The organism is Gemmiger sp. An120 (assembly GCF_002160955.1).
GTDB classification, from domain to species: Bacteria; Bacillota; Clostridia; order Oscillospirales; family Ruminococcaceae; genus Gemmiger_A; species Gemmiger_A avium.
Map to the genome: position 1 here is coordinate 298431 of NZ_NFLN01000001.1, position 18659 is coordinate 317089.

Annotated in this window: 15 protein-coding genes and 1 riboswitch; of the genes, 12 read left to right on the forward strand and 3 right to left on the reverse strand. The window is 62.1% G+C overall.

All coding sequences use genetic code 11. The features are described from left to right. Nucleotides 1-18 precede the first annotated feature (18 nt). From B5E65_RS01375 to B5E65_RS01385, 3 genes are all read right to left on the reverse strand, one after another. Complete coding sequence (locus tag B5E65_RS01375; protein ID WP_087170062.1) at nt 19-630, reverse strand: glycerol-3-phosphate acyltransferase; 612 nt, start codon at nt 628-630, stop codon at nt 19-21. 2 nt (nt 631-632) lie between these two features. Continuing rightward, complete coding sequence (locus B5E65_RS01380) at nt 633-1763, reverse strand: MGDG synthase family glycosyltransferase (protein WP_087169986.1); 1131 nt, start codon at nt 1761-1763, stop codon at nt 633-635. A gap of 149 nt (nt 1764-1912) precedes the next feature. Next, complete coding sequence (locus tag B5E65_RS01385; RefSeq protein WP_087169987.1) at nt 1913-2629, reverse strand: ClpP family protease; 717 nt, start codon at nt 2627-2629, stop codon at nt 1913-1915. Nucleotides 2630-2816: 187 nt separating this feature from the next. Between B5E65_RS01385 and B5E65_RS01390 the strand changes: the two genes are divergently transcribed. From B5E65_RS01390 to mreB, 12 genes are all read left to right on the forward strand, one after another. After that, nucleotides 2817-3458 carry a redox-sensing transcriptional repressor Rex gene (locus B5E65_RS01390; protein ID WP_087169988.1) on the forward strand — a complete coding sequence of 214 codons (642 nt, stop codon included), beginning with the start codon at nt 2817-2819 and terminating at the stop codon, nt 3456-3458. Between the two features lie 18 nt (nt 3459-3476). After that, the gene (locus tag B5E65_RS01395) at nt 3477-4091 is read left to right on the forward strand and encodes a thymidine kinase (RefSeq protein WP_087169989.1); all 615 of its coding nucleotides are present in this window, start codon (nt 3477-3479) and stop codon (nt 4089-4091) included. Between the two features lie 83 nt (nt 4092-4174). Next, on the forward strand, nt 4175-6643 hold the full coding sequence (locus B5E65_RS16680; protein ID WP_087169990.1) for an excinuclease ABC subunit UvrA: 2469 nt from the start codon (nt 4175-4177) through the stop codon (nt 6641-6643). A gap of 99 nt (nt 6644-6742) precedes the next feature. Next, entirely contained in the window at nt 6743-7819 is a 1077-nt protein-coding gene (locus B5E65_RS01405) for a 6-phosphofructokinase (protein WP_087169991.1), read from the forward strand. A gap of 58 nt (nt 7820-7877) precedes the next feature. Beyond that, a riboswitch (SAM riboswitch) is annotated at nt 7878-7975 on the forward strand. Nucleotides 7976-8078: 103 nt separating this feature from the next. Further along, complete coding sequence (metK, locus tag B5E65_RS01410) at nt 8079-9227, forward strand: methionine adenosyltransferase (RefSeq protein ID WP_087169992.1); 1149 nt, start codon at nt 8079-8081, stop codon at nt 9225-9227. A gap of 107 nt (nt 9228-9334) precedes the next feature. Then, on the forward strand, nt 9335-10744 hold the full coding sequence (locus B5E65_RS01415; protein ID WP_087169993.1) for an aminotransferase class I/II-fold pyridoxal phosphate-dependent enzyme: 1410 nt from the start codon (nt 9335-9337) through the stop codon (nt 10742-10744). Between the two features lie 179 nt (nt 10745-10923). After that, nucleotides 10924-12558 (forward strand): DUF6020 family protein, encoded by a 1635-nt coding sequence (locus B5E65_RS01420; RefSeq protein ID WP_143402940.1) that lies wholly within the window; start codon nt 10924-10926, stop codon nt 12556-12558. Between the two features lie 78 nt (nt 12559-12636). Then, nucleotides 12637-12786, forward strand: a complete 150-nt coding sequence (scfA, locus tag B5E65_RS01425) for a six-cysteine ranthipeptide SCIFF (protein ID WP_087169995.1) — start codon at nt 12637-12639, stop codon at nt 12784-12786. 140 nt (nt 12787-12926) lie between these two features. Beyond that, nucleotides 12927-14327, forward strand: a complete 1401-nt coding sequence (gene scfB / locus B5E65_RS01430; protein ID WP_087169996.1) for a thioether cross-link-forming SCIFF peptide maturase — start codon at nt 12927-12929, stop codon at nt 14325-14327. Between the two features lie 126 nt (nt 14328-14453). Continuing rightward, on the forward strand, nt 14454-16655 hold the full coding sequence (recD2, locus tag B5E65_RS01435; RefSeq protein WP_087169997.1) for an SF1B family DNA helicase RecD2: 2202 nt from the start codon (nt 14454-14456) through the stop codon (nt 16653-16655). After that, nucleotides 16652-17359 carry a ComF family protein gene (locus tag B5E65_RS01440; protein ID WP_087169998.1) on the forward strand — a complete coding sequence of 236 codons (708 nt, stop codon included), beginning with the start codon at nt 16652-16654 and terminating at the stop codon, nt 17357-17359. Before recD2 ends, B5E65_RS01440 begins: the two co-directional genes overlap by 4 nt. 69 nt (nt 17360-17428) lie before the next feature. After that, nucleotides 17429-18451, forward strand: coding sequence for a rod shape-determining protein (mreB, locus tag B5E65_RS01445; protein ID WP_087169999.1), 1023 nt, complete (start codon nt 17429-17431; stop codon nt 18449-18451). Nucleotides 18452-18659: the final 208 nt, after the last annotated feature.

An 18659-nucleotide genomic window follows, 5' to 3' on the forward strand; every position in this document is an offset into this window, starting at 1 on the left:
CCTCCTTGTGCCGGACGTTCAGCGCCCGTGATGGAACAGCCGCGTGGCGATCCACGGGTGTTCCCCCTGGTAGCGTGCCAGATGGGCCCCGATCACGATGACGGCAATCAGCAGACAGCCCAGCGGCAGTACAGGCCCCGGGACGAAATACAGCGCCGCGGCAGCAAAACACAGATAGGTGATGATGGAACGGAAAAAGTGCGGCTGGATGCGGATGATCAGCGAAAACAGCAGGTAGAAAAACACCAGCAGCGCCAGCGGATGAAATTCCGGCAGCAGCCCCAGCAGGGCGCCAAAGGAGACGGCGATCGCCTTGCCGCCGCCATGGGGACACCAGAAAGGGCAGGCGTGGCCCAGCACCGGCGCGGCCAGAACAAGGGCGAACGGCAGCGCGCGAACATCCAGAACCCGCGTGGCCCAGTATACCGGAACTGCTCCCTTGGCCAGCTCCAGCAGGATCACCAGAACACCCAGCGGGATCCCGGCATACAGAAAAACATTGGCGGCCCCGGGGTTGTGGTCCGGGCTGTTTTTGGTCACATCCACATGCTTGATCCAGAGGGGAAGCAGGTATCCGTTCAGCACACTGCCGCAGAGATAGCCAAACAGAATGAACAGAAGATACCGCACGGTCATACCTCCTTTCGGCTGCTGCACAGCTGCACCAGCGCCTCCACCAGACGGCTGGCAGCACAGGGGGAAATGTGCTCCGCCTGGGCCCGGCGCATGGCCTCGGCGGAGAGCTCATCCCGCACCAGCTGCAGCCCGCAGGATACCTGTTCCGGCAGTTTCCGGGCTGCCATGGACAGGCCGTGCCCGGCAAAAAATGCCAGATTGCGCGTTTCGCATCCGGGAATACAGGAAGTATGTACAATGGGAATACGCCGCACCGCCGCTTCGGTGCTGGTCAGACCGCCGGGCTTTGTATAGATCACGGCGCAGCCGGCCATATAGTCGGCCACACGGCGGGTATAGCCCACCGCCGTAACGGCGGGGCCGCCTGCCGGATGGCGGCGTTCGATGGCGGCTTTCAGCTTGTCGTTCCGGCCGCAGAGCACCACCACCTGTTCGCCGGGCAGGCAGGCTTCCGCCAGCCGGTCGGTCAGCTGGCGGATCTGGCCAAATCCCATGCTGCCGCCCATGACCAGATAAACCCGGCTGTCCGGCGGCAGGCCGCAGCGGGCCCGGGCCGCCGCCGGGTCCATCGGCTGGCTGAACCGCGCGCTGACCGGAATGCCAAAAGCAAGCAGCCGGCTGCGGGGAATGCCCCGCCCGGCAAATTCATCGGTCAATTCCGGGTGCGGGATTACATATCGGTCGCAGTCAGTCTCCTCCCAAAAGGGAATGCAGGTGTAATCGGTCGCCACCGCAAGGCAGGGGACATGCAGCCGCCCGTGCCGTTTCAGCCAGGTCAGGGTCTCGGCACAGAACAGATGGGTGGTGACCACCCCGTCAAACCGCCCCCGGGCAAGCAGCCGTTCCAGCCGCCCGGCCACCAGCGCGTTGGCGTAATACACCGGCGAGCGCCGCCGGGCGGAACTCAAATGGGACCCTGCATCATACAGGGCGGAAAAAAGCCGGGGCGCGTGCTGCACAGTGCCCACATAGCCGCCGCCCACCGCCCGGGCCACATGCGGCCCGGCCAGCAGCATCATGTCCTGCAGCACCGCTTCGTGACCCTGCCGTGTCAGTTCCTCCTGAACAGCCCGGGCGGCCGCATTGTGGCCCTCCCCGGTGCTGCAGGATAAAATCAAGAAGTTCATGAATCTTCTTTTCCTCTTTTCTTAGAAAAACGGCGTCCGGAAAGACTTCCCGGGCGAAGAACCTGCTGCACCGGCCCTTTCCCAAAACCGAATACAACACCAGCTTAAGTGTACCAAAAATCAGAGGAAAATAATAGCCCTGTTGCCGATTAATTCGCAGTTTCCGGTGTTTGTGTACCGTCCTGCTCAATCTGGCTGTACAGATATTGCAGTGCGTCGCTCAGGGTCCCCAGCTGGTCAATCAGACCTTCCTTTACCGCCCGTTCTCCGGTCAGTACGGTGCCCACGTCCATGACAAGCTCGCCGGTGCGCATCATCAGCTGGTTGAACCGCCGGGCGGAGATCTGGGAATGCCCTGCCACAAAGCCGGTGATCCGCTGCTGCATCTGCTCAAAATACCGCAGGGTCTGGGGCACCCCCAGCACCAGCCCGGAGTGCCGTACCGGATGCAGGGTCATGGTGGCGGTGGGTACGATAAAGCTGCGCCGTGCACTTACCGCCAGCGGAATCCCGATCGAGTGCCCGCCGCCCAGCACAAGGGTGGCGCTGGGTTTTGTGATGCCGCTGATCAGTTCGGCCAGCGCCAGCCCGGCCTCCACGTCGCCGCCCACCGTATTCAGGATAACCAGCAGGCCTTCCACCTCCGGATCCTCCTGGATGGCCACCAGCTGGGGAATCACATGTTCATAGCGGGTGGTTTTCTGCCCCTGCCCGGCAGCTACATGCCCCTCAATGGTGCCCACGACCGTCAGACAGTGGATGGCGTGCGGGCCGCGTGTGCGCAGCACGGAACCCATGTCCCGGATGACCTGCTGCTCCAGCTGATCCAGATTTTCCTCTGTGTTTTCAAAATGTTCCTGCCCCATACTGTGCCTCCCGAATATGCATTTTTGCGCCCCGCGCAGGGCCGCAGAATATAGTTTGCCGTGACGGGTGCCCAATTATGCCCACACCGAGGAAAGAACATTTGACAAGCCGCGTTTCAGACGTATAATAAAGATATTGGTGTGCTATATTTTGTACAGAATTTATCCGGGAAGGGATGGTCGATTGATGTCTGCTCAGGGCAAGGTCTCACTTCCGGTGATCAAGCGTTTGCCCAAGTATTACCGGTACCTGACCAATATGCAGCGCAGCGGCGTAACCAAGGTTTCCTCCAGCGAGCTTGCTCGCGTGATGGGCACCACGGCGTCGCAGGTGCGTCAGGATTTTAACTGTTTCGGCGGCTTCGGCCAGCAGGGGATCGGCTACAACGTAGAGGTTCTGCTGGCAGAACTCAGCAAGCTGCTTTTTGGCGACGGCACCCTTCTGCCCACAATCCTGATCGGTACGGGCCGTCTGGGTACCGCTGTGTCCAGCTTCCTCACCCGGGATACCAACGGGTATAAGCTGATCGGTGCATTTGACGTCAGCGAGGAAAAGGTGGGCCGCCTGCTTCTGGGTGAAATTCCAATCCGCCATGTGCGGGAACTGGAAGAGTTCTGCCGCGCCGAACATCCGGCGGTGGCCGTTCTCTGCGTACCCCGTGAAGGCGCCAAGGAACTCTCCTCCACGCTGGTGGAGCTGGGGATCCGCGGCTTCTGGAACTTCAGCCATTACGATCTGTCGGTGCCGTACCCGGATGTCACGGTGGAAAACGTCCATCTGGGCGACAGCCTGATGAGCCTTGGCTACCGGCTGCGCAACGATACATGAGAAAGGACCCTTTCCCGCATGGCAAAATTGTACTTTCGATATGGTGCGATGAACAGCGGCAAGAGCACGGCTCTCATGCAGGTGGCGCACAACTATGAAGAACGGGGAATGCGCGTTCTGGTGCTAAAGCCCAGCGTGGACACCAAAGGCGGCGACAAACTGGTAAGCCGTCTGGGGGTAACCCGTAAAGTGGACCTGGCGGTACCCCGGGAGATGGATGTGCTGGAAGCGGTTCGTGCCGAATCGGCCCGGGCCCCTCTGGCCTGTGTGCTGGCGGATGAAAGCCAGTTCTTTACCCCGGAACAGGCCGAGCAGCTGTTTATGGTCACGGTGGAACTGAATATTCCGGTGATCTGTTATGGCCTGCGCACCGACTTCTCCCTGCAGGGATTCCCCGGCTCCACCCGCCTGCTGGAACTGGCCCACGCCATTGAAGAGATGAAAACCATCTGTACCTGTGGCCGCAAGGCAATCTGCAATGCCCGCAAGGTGAACGGCGAATTCGTGTTCGAGGGCGCGCAGGTCGCGATCGACCAGGAAAACAGCGTGGAATACCAGAGCCTTTGCCCGCAGTGCTATTTTTCCGTGCGCCGGGCATTTTACGAAAAGAAGAAAGCAGAGCAGCCGATGTAAGCTGTATCTTTGCCAAAAGGCCGACGTGCAAACGTTGGCCTTTCGTTGTCTTGTACCCGCTTTCGGCGGAGAGAGGAGCCCGCATGCCGCATATCCGTATCCGCAATGCCTGGCAGGGAACACTGGATCACATCTCCGTGGACCTGCCCAAGAACAGCCTGACCGTGGTCACCGGCGTGTCCGGATCGGGAAAATCCACCCTGCTGGTGGATGTGCTGTTTCAGGAGTGCCAGCGCAAATATCTGGAGGCTTTGTCCATGCAGGGCATCGCCAAACCCGGCGTGGAGCGCATCCAGGGCGCGTCCCCGGCTGTCCTGATCCCGCAGACCGCGGCCAACCGCAGCTCCCGGTCCACCGTGGGTACCCTGACCGATATCTACACGGAACTGCGGATGCTGTTTGAAAAACTGGGCCGGCGGCGTTGTCCGCTCTGCGGGACGGAGATCTGCGCGGCCGACAGTCCGGAAATCACCGAGCGGCGGGGGGATGACTTCCTGGTGTGGATGGATTGCCCGGCCTGCGGCGGACGGCTGCGCAAACTGACCCGCACCGATTTTTCCTTCAATACCAAGGAGGGCGCCTGTCCGGCCTGCCAGGGCCTGGGGCAGACACTGGCGGTCCGCCGTGCTGCCGCTGTGGATGAAAGCCGCAGCCTGGAGGCAGGGGCGGTGGACTTCTGGCCTGCCAAATACCGGGAATACCAGATCGGCCTGTACGCGGCGGCCTGCCGCTGGTTCGGCCTGCCCGAGGTGCCGGATGTTCCGGTGGCGCAGTTTTCGCCCCGGCACAAAACGCTGCTGTATGAGGGGACGGCGGCACTGGCGGAAGCCGAAGGCCTGACGCCGCCTGCTTCTGCCGCCCAGGGGCGGTTTGAGGGGATTGAGCCGATGCTGCAAAGGCGGCTGGCCGCCCATGAGGGGGATGCCCGGGGGCTGGAGTCCTACTTTGAGATGGCGGTCTGTCCGGCCTGTCAGGGAGAGCGGCTGAACGAAGAATCCCGCCGTGTCACGGTGGAAGGCGCCCGCCTGCCGGAGCTGGCGGCGCTCTCCCTGGACCGGCTGCTGGAGTGGGTGGATCGTTTGGAATCCGCCCTTGCGCCGCAGCACCGCCCCCTGGTCAAAGATTATCTGGCCGATCTGCACACCAAGCTGGCGCGGTTGCAGCGGGTTGGGCTGGGGTATCTGACCCCGGACCGGCGCACCGTGACCCTGTCCGGCGGGGAAAGCCAGCGGCTGCGCCTGGCCGCGGCGCTGGACGCGGATCTTACAGGCCTGATTTATATTCTGGATGAGCCCACCGCCGGGCTGCATCCACGGGATACCCGCGGCCTGATCGGGATGCTGCAGCATCTGCGGGACGAGGGAAACACCGTGCTGGTCATCGAGCACGACCCGGAGGTGATGCGGGCGGCGGACTGGATCGTGGATATGGGGCCCGGGGCCGGGCGGCAGGGCGGCCGTGTGGTGGCAGCGGGAACGCCTGCCCAGGTGGCCGCCAACCCAGATTCGGCCACCGGCCGGTGGCTGAACGCTTGCAGCAAGGTGACCTCCCGGCTGCGCAAGCCCACAGGTGCCCCGATCCGGGTGCAGGGCGCGTGCCGGAACAACCTGCGCGAGCTTTCCCTGACGGTGCCGGGCGGGTGCATCACCACCGTCACCGGCCCCTCCGGCGCCGGCAAATCTACCCTTGTGTTTGACCTGATCGCCGGGGGCGACCGGCCGGGTGAAACAAACGGTGTGGAGGGCTGTGCCCGCTTTGCCCGCCGGGTCTGCCTGACCCAGACCCCGCCCGCCCGGGGAAAACGCTCCAACGTGGCCACCTACACCGACGCTTGGACCCCGCTGCGGGCGCTGTTTGCCGCCTGCCCCGAAGCCAGGGCAAAGGGGCTGACCGGGCGGGAGTTTTCCTTCAATACGCCGGGCGGCCGCTGCGAAACCTGCCAGGGGCTGGGGGTCGTGCCCAGCGACCTGCTGTTCTTTGCTGATGCACAGCAGGTCTGCCCTGACTGCGGCGGAAAACGATTCCGCCCGGAGGTGCTGGCGGTACAATACCGGGGCGTGAATGTGAGTGAAGCGCTGGACCTGACGGTGGACGAAGCCGCCCGGCTGTTTGCGGGCAGCAAAAAACTGGACCGGGTGCTGCAGCTGCTGCAGCGTGTCGGGCTGGGATACCTGACGCTGGGCCAGACACTGCCCACCCTGTCCGGCGGGGAAGCCCAGAGGCTGCTGCTTGCCCGGGAACTGCTGGGCGGCGCCGGGGCGGATACGCTTTACCTGATGGATGAGCCCACCCGCGGGCTGCATCCGCAGGATGTGCAGCATTTTCTGAGCCTGCTGGACGAGCTGACCGAAGCGGGCGGCACCGTAATCCTGGTGGAGCACGATCCCCAGGTGATCCTGCACAGCGACTGGGTGGTGGATCTGGGGCCGGGCGGCGGCGAGGACGGCGGCGCGCTGGTATTTACGGGTACGCCGGCGGATCTGCTGGCAAGCGGTTCCGGCGTTACCGCCGACTGTCTGCGCAGCCTGTGCGACATGGCCGAAGCGGAATAAACCGAAGAAATCGGATGCAGAATTGCATTGACAAGTACCCGGTCAAAGAGGTACTCTGTAAGTACAATCTCCTGAGAATTTAATAAGGAGGAATTGAGAATGAAAAAACGTGTAGGTATCCTTACGTCCGGAGGCGATTGCCCGGGCCTGAACGCGACGATCCGGGGTGTGGCCAAGGCGCTGTATCAGCGCTTCGGCGAGGACGTGGAGATCATCGGCATCATCAACGGCTATTCCGGCCTGATCAATGGCGACTGGCGGGTTATGCAGCCCTATGAATTTTCCGGCATCCTGACGGTGGGCGGCACGATCCTGGGCACCAAGCGCACCCCGTTCAAACTGATGCGGGTGATGGGCGACGACAATGTGGACAAGGTCGACGCCATGAAAAAGAACTACAAGGACATGAAGCTGGACTGCCTGCTCTGCCTGGGCGGCAACGGCACCCATAAAACCGCCAACCTGCTGGCGGAAGAGGGCCTGAACGTGATCGGCCTGCCCAAGACCATCGACAACGATATCTACGGCACCGACGTAACCTTTGGCTTCCACACCGCGGTGGATATCGCCACCGAAGTGATCGACCGCATCCACACCACGGCCGGCAGCCACAGCCGCTGCATGGTGGTGGAGATCATGGGCAATAAAGCCGGCTGGCTTACCCTGTACTCCGGCATTGCCGGCGGTGCGGACATCATCCTGATCCCGGAGCTGCCCTATACCATCGACAATGTCTGCGCCGCCATCGAGGCCCGCGCCGCGCAGGGAAAGAACTTCTCCATCGTGGCCGTGGCAGAGGGCGTATACGATGCCGAGGAAGCCCGCATGAAGAAGAAAGAGCGGGCCGCCAAGCGGGCTGAGCAGGGCTATACCACTGCCACCAACCGGATCGCCAAGCAGATCGAGAAGATGACCGGCTTCGAGACCCGTGTCTGCGTGCCGGGCCACATGCAGCGCGGCGGCAGCCCCTCTGCCTATGACCGCGTGCTGGCCACCCAGTTCGGTTCCTATGCCGCCAAGATGGTGGAGGACGAGAACTACGGCATCACCGTGGCCATGAAGAACAACCATGTGGGCGAGAACAAGCTCAAGGATATCGCCGGCAAGAGCCGCCTTGTGCCGGAAAGCCACGGCATGCTGGAGGTTGCCCGCCGCATGGGAATCAGCATGGGCTGAAAAACTGATTGACAAGCCTTTTCCCGCGTGCTATGATAGTTGTCGAAAATTGAATAGCAACTTATCAAGAGCGGCGGAGGGACAGGCCCTGTGAAGCCCGGCAACCTGCATTTGTATGTAAGGTGCCAAATCCTGCGGGAAACCGAAAGATAAGCGTGTATGCGCCCGGAGCTTTCGGCCCCGGGCGTTTTTTTGCGCACGGTGGCGCTTTTAGGCAAGTTGCTTTTCAAGAATTTTATTTTATGGAGGGCAATTTGTCATGGCAAAACATCTTTTTACGTCCGAGTCGGTCACCGAAGGGCATCCCGACAAAATCTGCGACCAGATCAGCGACGCAGTGCTGGACGCCATCCTGGCAGAGGACCCGGATGCCCGGGTAGCCTGCGAGACCACCTGTTCCACCGGCCTTGTCCATGTGATGGGCGAGATCACCACCAGTTGCTATGTGGATATCCAGTCGGTGGCCCGTCAGGTGATCCGGGACATTGGCTATACCCGCGCCAAGTTCGGCTTTGACGCAGACACCTGCGCCGTTATCACCAACATCGACGAACAGAGTCCCGACATCGCGCTGGGCACCAACGACGACGTGGGCGGCGCGGGCGACCAGGGCATGATGTTCGGCTACGCCTGCGATGAAACCCCGGAACTGATGCCGCTGCCGATCAGCCTGGCCCATAAACTGGCGCTGCGGCTGACCGCTGTGCGCAAGAACGGCACGCTGGATTATCTGCGTCCGGACGGCAAAAGCCAGGTCACCGTGGAATATGACGACGGCCGTCCCACCCGCGTGGACGCGGTGGTCATCTCCAGCCAGCACAGCCCCGATGTTACCATGGAACAGCTGCGCCATGACGTGATGGAACAGGTGATCCTGCCGGTCATCCCCGCCGAACTGCTGGACGAAAACACCAAGTATTACATCAACCCCACCGGTCGCTTTGTGGTGGGCGGCCCGCAGGGCGACTCCGGCCTGACCGGCCGCAAGATCATCGTGGATACCTACGGTGGCTATGCCCGTCATGGCGGCGGTGCGTTCAGCGGCAAGGACCCCAGCAAGGTGGACCGCAGCGCCGCTTATGCTGCCCGGTGGGTGGCCAAGAATATTGTGGCGGCAGGCCTGGCCCATCGTTGTGAGGTGCAGCTGGCCTACGCCATCGGCGTGGCCGAGCCGGTCAGCGTGATGGTGGATACCTTCGGCACCGGCACGGTGGGGGACGATGCGCTGCAGCAGGCGGTGTGCAAGGTGTTTGACCTGCGCCCCGCGGCGATTATCCGGGATCTGGGGCTGCGCCGTCCCATCTACCGGCAGCTGGCCGCCTACGGCCACATGGGCCGGGAAGACCTGGATATTTCCTGGGAAAAGACCGGCAAAACCGATGCGCTGCGGAAAGAACTGGGGCTGTAACAGGCTGCTGTTCTGCGGTGAATGAGCGAAACTGAACCGGCGGGCGGGGCGGGGGAGAGTACCCCTGCTTCACCCGCCGCTTTCCTGTAAGTTGAAAAGAGGCATCCATGAAAGCACTGTCGCTGCTGGCCCGTCTGGAAGAACTGTCAAAATCCGGCCAGATCCCCCTGCATATGCCGGGGCACAAGCGCAACGAGGCGCTGGCGGAGTATCTGCATACCCTGGGAGCCAGGCTGGACATCACCGAGATCACCGGATTTGACGATCTGCATGACGCCCAGGGGATTCTTCGGGCCGCGCAGGAGCGGGCGGCAGCGCTTTGGGGCGTGCGGAAAAGCTGGTTTTTGATCAATGGTTCTACCGGAGGGATCCTGGCGGGCATCCGGGCGCTGGCCCCGGCGGGCAGCCGGGTGCTGGTGGCCCGCGCCTGCCATAAATCGGTGTTCCACGCGCTGGAACTTTGCCGCCTGCGCCCCGCGTTTTTGCAGCCGCAGCCGGTGCCAGGCTGGAGCTTTGCCGGGCCGGTCAGCCCGGAAAGCCTGGCGCAGGGCCTGGCCCGCTTTCCGGATGCCAAACTGGTCATCCTGACCAGCCCCACCTATGAGGGCCTCCTGAGCGATCTGCCAGCCCTGGTGAAACTGGCCCACGACGCAGGAGTGCCGGTGCTGGTGGACGAGGCCCACGGCGCCCATCTGGGGCTGTATGGGGCGTTCCCGGCGGGGGCCGTGGCGGCCGGGGCGGACCTAGTGATCCAAAGCCTGCACAAAACCCTGCCCAGCCTGACCCAGACGGCGATTCTGCACTGCGCCGGCCCGCTGGCAGACCCGTCGGCGGTGGACAGGCAGCTGGCTGTTTTTGAGACCAGCAGCCCCTCTTACCTGCTGATGGCTTCGCTGGACGGCTGCGTAGACTGGCTGACGGAGCAGGGAGAAAAAGCTCTGCCTGCCTGGCGGGAGCGTCTGGAACGCTTCCGCCGGGAGACCGGCCCCCTGCACAGTCTGCGCCTGCTGGGGGACGAACTCAGCCTGCCCTTTGCCCGGGATCCCGGCAAAATTGTGATCGGCTCCGGCCCGCTGACCGGCCGGGAATTGAAAGACCGCCTGCGGGAAGAATACAATCTGGAACTGGAGATGGCCGGGGCGGACTGGGCCCTGGCCATGACCGGCCCGGGCGATACGGACGAAACGCTGGGTGCCCTGGCCAGGGCGCTGCGCGCTATCGATGAAACGCTGCCTGCCGTACCGCCGCCCGCACCGCTGCCGCCGCTGCCTGTGCCCGAGGCGGTTCTGCCGCCCTGGCAGGCGATGGAACGCCCGGCGGCTCCGATGCCGCTGGAGCAGGCGGCAGGCCGGATCAGCGCCGGCTATCTGTGGGCATATCCGCCGGGAATTCCGCTGATTCTGCCCGGCGAGCGGGTGGATGAAGCGTTCCTGCAGGGATGCCGGGCATTGACAGCCCGCGGCGTGGTGCTGCACAGCGGCGAAGAGAACGGTGCCTTGCGGATTTTGGCGGAATAAAGCTGTCCTGATTGCGGAATGGGGATCGAAAGAGAGGAATCTACGTGGACCGATTGACAAAAACGTTTGAAAATTTTGCAATGCGAAATCGCCGCCATCTTCCGGCCGCGGCGCTGATCAGCGTGCTGTTTTGTGCGCTGTTGGTGTACTTTGCCTGCCAGGTTTGGGGTCCGGTGAGAATGGGCGTGTTTTTCATCCTGTTTCTGCTGTGTACCCTGCAGGGGCTGAACGGCCGGCCGGACCGGCGTGAGAGCATTCTCTGCGGCGGATTCTGTCTGGTGTTCTGCTTTTGCCTGCAGATTCAGGGGGTTCTGGCAGCGTCTTTGGGGCTGGCATTTCTCTTTTTCTGGCTGCTGATGGCAGCGCTGCTGTTCCCGGCCGTGCTGGGGCTGTGCCGGTTTGCAATCCGGTGCCCGCTGCGCCCGCTTTCTGCACCAGAGGGCCCTGTGTGGCGTACCTGGCTTCTCTACACCGGCGTGATTCTGGTGCTTTGGATGCCAGTGTTTTTGTGCTGGGGACCGGTGCGGCTGGATGTGGACTCGGTTCAGCTGCTGAAACAGGCCTTTGAGGGAGGCCTGAACGACGCCCATCCGATTTCCTATACGTTGCTGCTGCGGTTCATCCTGGGGCCCTTCTACAAACTTGGCATGATTGAAGTAGGTGCTTATCTGTTCGGGTTTATGCAGATGACCGTAATCGCAGGCGTGTTGGCATACACGCTGGTATGGATCCGCCGCCGGGGCGGTGGGCTCCTTTGGACGGTCATGGGCCTGTCGCTGTTTTGCGGTACTACGATGTATGCTTTCCAGAGCCTGGTCATGTGGAAAGACCCGCTGTTCAACGCAGTGCTTGCCCTGTATTGCCTGTTCCTGTACGATACCGCCCGCTGCCATGGGGAGAACCTGCGCCGGCGCGGCCCGGCAGTACGGCTGGCAGTGCTGACCTTGCTGCTTTGTTTTCTGCGGGGCAACGGCTGGCCTATCGCCGCGGTAGTTTCCTTGGTGCTGTTTGCCGCTTTCAAGCCCGCCCGCCACAGGGTTCTGACCGTACTGCTGCCTATGCTGATTGCAATCAAGCTGATTACGGGCCCTGTGTATTCCGCACTGGGGCTGCAAAGCCGCCTTACCGCCGAAGCCTGGGCCATTCCCCTGCAGCAGCTGGGGGCCGTGGCAGCTTCGGAACCGGAGGCCTTCACCGAACACAATGCGCTGAGCATCGAGAATATCATCCCGGTATCGGCCCTGGGGCAGGCCTATTCGCCGGTCACGGTGGACCCCATCAAGGCAAGCCCGGACTTCAACATCGGTTACTTTGGAAGCTGGCAGGCCAAGCTGGATCTGCTGCAAAGCTGGCTGCGGCTGCTGCCCAGCCAGTGGCGGATCTATCTCCGTGCCTGGGCCGCCGAGGTAATGGGCTATATTAACCCGCGGTTTGACGGGGGCAGTTATTCCTTCCCCTATGAGGACAGCAATGGCGCCTACGGCATCACCAGCAAAGACCTGGTGCTCTGGCTTACCGGCTGGAACGGCCTGCGGGACGAACTGGAGGCGCGGGCAACCTTCCCGCCGCCGGCCCTTGTGATTTTCGGCGTAATCCTGTGCGGGATCATCCTGGCGCTGCGGCGCCAGACCCGGCTGCTTCTGGCGTATTTGCCCATGTATCTGGTGTGGGTGGGCCTGCTGCTGGGGGCGCCCAGCTACATCCAACTGCGCTATGTGCTGGTTTTTGCGTTCCTGCTTCCGGCGGCGGTATTCATGGCTTTGGCGGGCGGCGCGAAAGAGGGTATTGACGAAGCTGCCGTATCCAGTGTATAATAATCAAAAATTCCCAATGCGCTGCACCGGGCGTTTGCCTGGCCGCAGACGTATGGTTTTGGAAAGGGGTACGCATCAATGAACCGTATTCAGACTCTCGAGACCCGTGACCTGGCCCAGAGCGTGCAGAACGGCGGCTGTGGCGAATGCCAGACTTCCTGCCAGTCTGCCTGCAAGACCTCCTGCGGTGTTGCCAACCAGATGTGCGAGCATAAGAACGAAAAGTAAGTTTCGTCCTGCAGCGTACCGCCTGCCGCATTGTGCGTGCGCAGGCGGTATTTTTTGCGTTTTTCGCCGCCGCAGATTTTTTGGCGGCTTCTTATATTCATCACTTTACCCTGCCCGTCAGAGAAAGGAAATGTGGGTTCATGATCCATCAGTATAAATTGAACGGCTACAACATCGTGCTGGACGTGTACAGCGGCTCTGTGCATGTGGTGGATGAGGTAGCCTATGACATTATCGCCCTCTACCCCCAGACCCCGGAAGACGAGATCGTGCGCCGGATGCTGGAAAAGTACGGCGACCGTCCAGATGTTACCGAGCAGGACCTGCGGGATTGCATCGAGGATGTGCGCGCGCTGCAGAAAGCCGGCAAGCTCTACAGCGAAGATGTGTACGCCGATATGGCGTTCGATTTCAAAAAGCGCAGCAACGATATCAAGGCACTGTGCCTGCATGTGGCGCATACCTGCAACCTGAACTGTGAATACTGCTTTGCCAGCCAGGGCAAGTACCACGGCGACCGGGCCCTCATGAGCTTTGAGGTGGGCAAGCAGGCGCTGGACTTCCTGGTGGCGCATTCCGGCACCCGCCGCAACCTGGAAGTGGACTTCTTCGGCGGCGAGCCGCTGATGAACTGGCAGGTCGTCAAGGATCTGGTGGCCTACGCCCGCAGCATCGAAAAAGAAAAGAACAAGAATTTCCGCTTCACCCTGACCACCAACGGCGTGCTGGTGGACGATGAGGTGATCGAGTTCGCCAACAAAGAGATGCACAATGTGGTCATGAGTCTGGACGGCCGCAAGGAAGTCCATGACCGTCTGCGCCGCAACTATGCGGGGGAGGGCAGCTACGACAAGATCGTGCCCAAATTCCAGGAGTTTGCCCGCCGCCGCGGCAACAAGGACTACTATGTGCGGGGCACTTTCACCCACAACAACCTGGATTTCACCAACGACATCTTCCACATGGCCGACCTGGGCTTTACCGAGCTGAGCATGGAGCCGGTGGTCTGCGCCCCCGGCGAGCCCTACGCCCTGACCGAGGAAGACCTGCCCGTGCTGAAAGAGCAGTACGAGATCCTGGCCAATGAGATGCTGCGCCGCCGCCGGGAGGGCCGTCCGTTCACCTTCTATCACTACATGATCGACCTGACCCACGGCCCCTGCATCTACAAGCGGATCGCGGGCTGCGGCAGCGGCACCGAGTACCTGGCCGTCACCCCCTGGGGTGATCTGTACCCCTGCCATCAGTTTGTGGGGGACGAGAAGTACCGGATGGGCGATGTGTGGCAGGGAGTGACCAACACCGAGCTGCGGGATGAGTTCAAACTCTGCAATGTGTACGCCCGTCCCGGCTGCAAAGACTGCTGGGCCCGGTTGTACTGCTCCGGCGGCTGCGCGGCCAACGCCTACCACGCCACCGGCAGCATCCGCGGCGTGTACGAGTACGGCTGTGAGCTGTTCCGCAAGCGGATGGAATGCGCCATCATGCTCCAGGTTGCCCAGGCGGAGGACAAAAAAACCGCCGAAGACGCCGAAAAATGAATCCTTGCCGGGCCCTGTGCGGGGCCCGGCTTTTGTTTACAAACCGCGGCGGGAGCGATATAATAAAAATAATGCTGTGCGGCGGGCACCCGCTGCACAAACCGCAAACAGAGGGGGTGGCCGGAGATGGAAGAAACGCTGCAGGCGCTGCAGGGAACGGTGGCGCGGGTTATCTACGAGAACAGTGAAACCGGCTACACCGTTTTTGAACTGGCTGCCGATGGGGAACTCCACGCGGTTGCCGGAACCATCGGTGAGGTGCACGAAGGCGAATCCGTTACCGTGTACGGCACCTTTGGCGAACACAAAACCTATGGCTTTCAGTTTCAGGCGCAAAGCTGCGAAACCGCTGTGCCGCAGGACCTGACCGCTCTGCAGGTGTATCTGTCCAGCGGGGCACTGCCCTATATCGGCGCGGCCACGGCGCGCAAGATTATCGACCGGTTTGGCATGCAGACCCTGGATATAATTGCCTCCGATCCGGAACAGCTTACCTTTATCCGGGGCATTACCTCTGAAAAAGCCCGGGCCATTCAGCATGAATTTCAGCGTATGTTCGGGGTGCGGGAGGCCATTACCTGGCTGGGCCGCTTCGGTATCTCGCCTTCCCGGGCGGTGGAGGTGTTCCGGCACCTGGGCCCTGCCACAGTGGATGCCCTGACGCAGAATCCCTACCTGCTCTGCGGGGAACCGCTGCAGATGCGTTTTACCCAGGTGGATAAGATCGCCGCCGAACTGCAGCTGGGGCAGGACAGCGAACTGCGGGTCAGTGCCGCGCTGCTGTACACCCTGCGCCTCAATGCGGGCAATGGCCATACCTGCCTGCCCCGAATCCAGCTGGTCACCTCGGTGGCCCGATTTTTGGGGGTGGAGCCGGAACGGGTGGACCGTCAGCTTTCCCGCGCTCTGGAAGAGGATGAGGTCCGCAGCCTGCCCATGGGCGAACGGGAATTCATCTTCCTGCCGGACCTTCTCTGCGCAGAGCAGGACATCGCCGCCCGGCTGCGGGATCTGGCTGCACATCCGGCCCAGCCGCCCCGGGACGTGGAGATCAACCTGCAGGCGCTGGAACGGGGCCAGGGATTTTCCTATGCGCCCGCCCAGCGGGAAGCCATCCGGATGGCGGTGTCCAGCCGGGTGATGGTGCTTACCGGCGGGCCGGGCACCGGCAAAACCACCACCGTCAATGCCATCATTGCGCTGCTGGAACATCAGGGCGAACGGGTGTCGCTCTGTGCCCCCACCGGCCGGGCCGCCAAACGGCTGGAAGAACTCACCGGCCACCGGGCTTCCACCATCCACCGCCTGCTGGAGGTGGACTATACCGGCGGCGTCGTGCGGTTCATTCATAACGAAAAGAATCTGCTGCGCTGTGATGCGGTGATTCTGGACGAGATGAGTATGGTGGACGTCAAGCTGTTCCAGAGTCTGCTGGCCGCGCTGCGGGTGGGCTGCCGCATTATCATGGTAGGGGATGCCAACCAGCTGCCCAGCGTAGGGCCGGGCAATATCCTGGGAGAGGTGCTCCGGGCAGGCAGTCTTCCCACCGTCTGCCTGAATGAGATTTTCCGCCAGGCCGCCAAAAGCCTGATCGTCTCCAACGCCCACCGGATCGTGGAGGGCGAACCGTTGCTCAACGGCGGCAAGGACGATGATTTCTTCATGATCGAAGCGGACGGCGCTGCCTGCCAGCAGCTGGTGTGCGACCTGGTCTGCACCCGGCTGCCCCGCCGCTATGGCTTTGACCCGATCCGGGATATCCAGGTGCTGTGCCCCACCAAGATCGGTCCGGTGGGCACCGTGGAACTCAACAAGCAGCTGCAGCAGCGTCTCAATCCGCCCCGTCCCGGCCTGGCCCAGATCGAAACCGCCGGCCGCGTGTTCCGGGTAGGGGACAAGGTGATGCAGGTGCGCAACAACTACGATATTCCCTTTGAGCGGGACGGCGGCGAGACCGGCGTGGGCGCCTATAACGGCGACGTGGGAATTGTGACCGCCATCGATCCGGCACAGGGGACAATGCGGGTGCAGATGGATGACCGCTGCGTTACCTATGGCCAGGAAAACCTGGCAGAACTGGAAATTGCCTATGCGGTTACCGTGCACAAAAGCCAGGGTAACGAGTTCCCGGCTGTGGTGCTGCCCACGGCGGATGTGCCGGAAAAACTGCGGTACCGCAATCTGTTCTATACCGGCGTTACCCGTGCGCGCAGTCTGTGCGTGATTCCCGGGCGCCGTGCCATGGTGTCGGCTATGGTGGCCAACGTGCGCCAGAACATGCGCTACAGTGCACTGGGCTGGCTGCTCAGCCAGGAGATTGGCGGATGAAGCCCGCCGTGCAGCGGATGCTGGACCTGGTGTATCCGCCGCGCTGCCCATTCTGCGGGCAGGTGCTGGGGCCTCTGACAGAGTGCCCGGACTGCGCTGCCCAGCTGCACCGGCTTGTGCTGCGTCCGCCCCATCTGCCGGAAACAGAATTCCATATCGACAACCTGGGCCGCGCCGCCGCGCTGTACCGGTATAAAGGCCTGGCACGCGGCGGGGTGCTCCGGTTCAAGAAAGGCGGCCATCCGGATGCCGCCCGCTGGTTCGGGGCGCAGATGGCGACCTTGTTCGGTTGCGATTTTGCTGCTGCCTATGGTACAATGCAGGCAGAGCGGCTGCCGCTGGCCCCGGCGGATCTGATCGTGCCCGCACCCTCCTCCCACCGGCGGACATGGCAGCCTGCCCGTCTGCTGGCAATCCGCCTGAGCCGGGCAACAGGGGTTCCCTGGCAGGACGTCCTGAAAAAGATGCCGGGCAGGGAACCGCAGGAGGGCCTGAACGGAAAGGACCGGCTGCGCAATGCCCGCGGGGCGGTATGTGTTGTCCGGCAGCAGCCTGTAGCCGGGCGGCGGATTTTGCTGGTGGATGACGTCATCACAACCGGCGGCACCGCGAACGAGTGTGCCCGGGTGCTGCTTCGGGCCGGGGCGCAGTCGGTGGATCTGGTCTGCATTGCGGCGTCATTCCCAGGCCGGGATGACATGTAAAACGAATCATCACAAGCGGGTCGTCGAAGGATCCGCGTGTTTCAGAATAGAATAAAGGAGAGGCATAGTATGGCGCAGAACGATATCGGGATCGATCTTGGCACTACTACCGTGATCGTGGCAGTAGAGGGGAAGGGCGTGGTGCTCAACCAGCCCAGCATTGTGGCGGTGGACCGCCGGAAAAACCAGGTGCTGGCCGTAGGGGAGCAGGCACTGGCCATGGTAGGCCGGACGCCCAGCTATATTGAGGCAATCCGTCCGCTGAAAGACGGCGTAATCTCGGATCATAAAATCACCCAGGAAATGATCGGCCGGTTTGTGAATCTGGTGTATGATTCCCGGTTTATCAAGCCCCGCGTGGCGGTGTGCGTACCGGCGGCCATCACCGGCATTGAAAGCGATGCTGTGGTGGAAGCCGTTGTGGCGGCCGGTGCCCGGCAGGTGTACCTGATCGACGAACCGCTGGCGGCGGCTCTGGGCAGCGGCGTGGATATTATGCAGCCCCGCGGCTGTATGATTATTGACATCGGCGGCGGCACCACCGATATCGCCGTGATCAGTCTGGGCGGCAAGGTGCAGTCGGCGGGTGTGGATATCGCCGGCAATACCTTTGACGACGAAATTCTGAAGTTTGTGCGCCAGAAATACAGCATTGCCATCGGCCAGCGGATGGCGGAGGAACTGAAGAAGCAGGTGGCCTGCTGCCCCTGCCTGGACTTCTCGGCCACGATGGATGTCAAAGGCCGCAGTCTGATCACCGGCCTTCCCCAGCGGGTGGCGATCCGCACCGAGGATCTGTACGAGCCGGTTATGATGCTGGCGGAACAGATTGCCGCCGCGGCGCACCAGGTCCTGGAGCATACTCCGCCGGAACTGGCCGGCGACATCTTTGCCGATGGTGTCATGCTGACCGGCGGTGGTGCCATGCTGCGCGGCTTGCCGGAGTATCTGTCGCAGGAACTCAAGGTGCGGGTGCACCTTTCTCCGGATACGGTCAACTGCGTGGCGCTGGGGACCGCCAAGTCCCTGGACATGGTGGACCAGCTGGAAGTAGGCTTTAAAAATGCCACCCCGCGCATCGGCCACCGCTGATAGTCGATGCTTTTGAAACGGCTTCTGCAGATGCCAGAAGCCGTTTTTTGTGCCGTGATGGGATGTCGGTGGGGTTATCCGTTGATTCCTGACGTAAAATAGTGTACAATAATACAGGACAAAACAACGGAATCTTTGTGCCCTGCAGCTGCAGTACAGCAGGGCTTATTTTTTGCGCGGCGGAACAAATGGCAGCCGGTGGGATGCG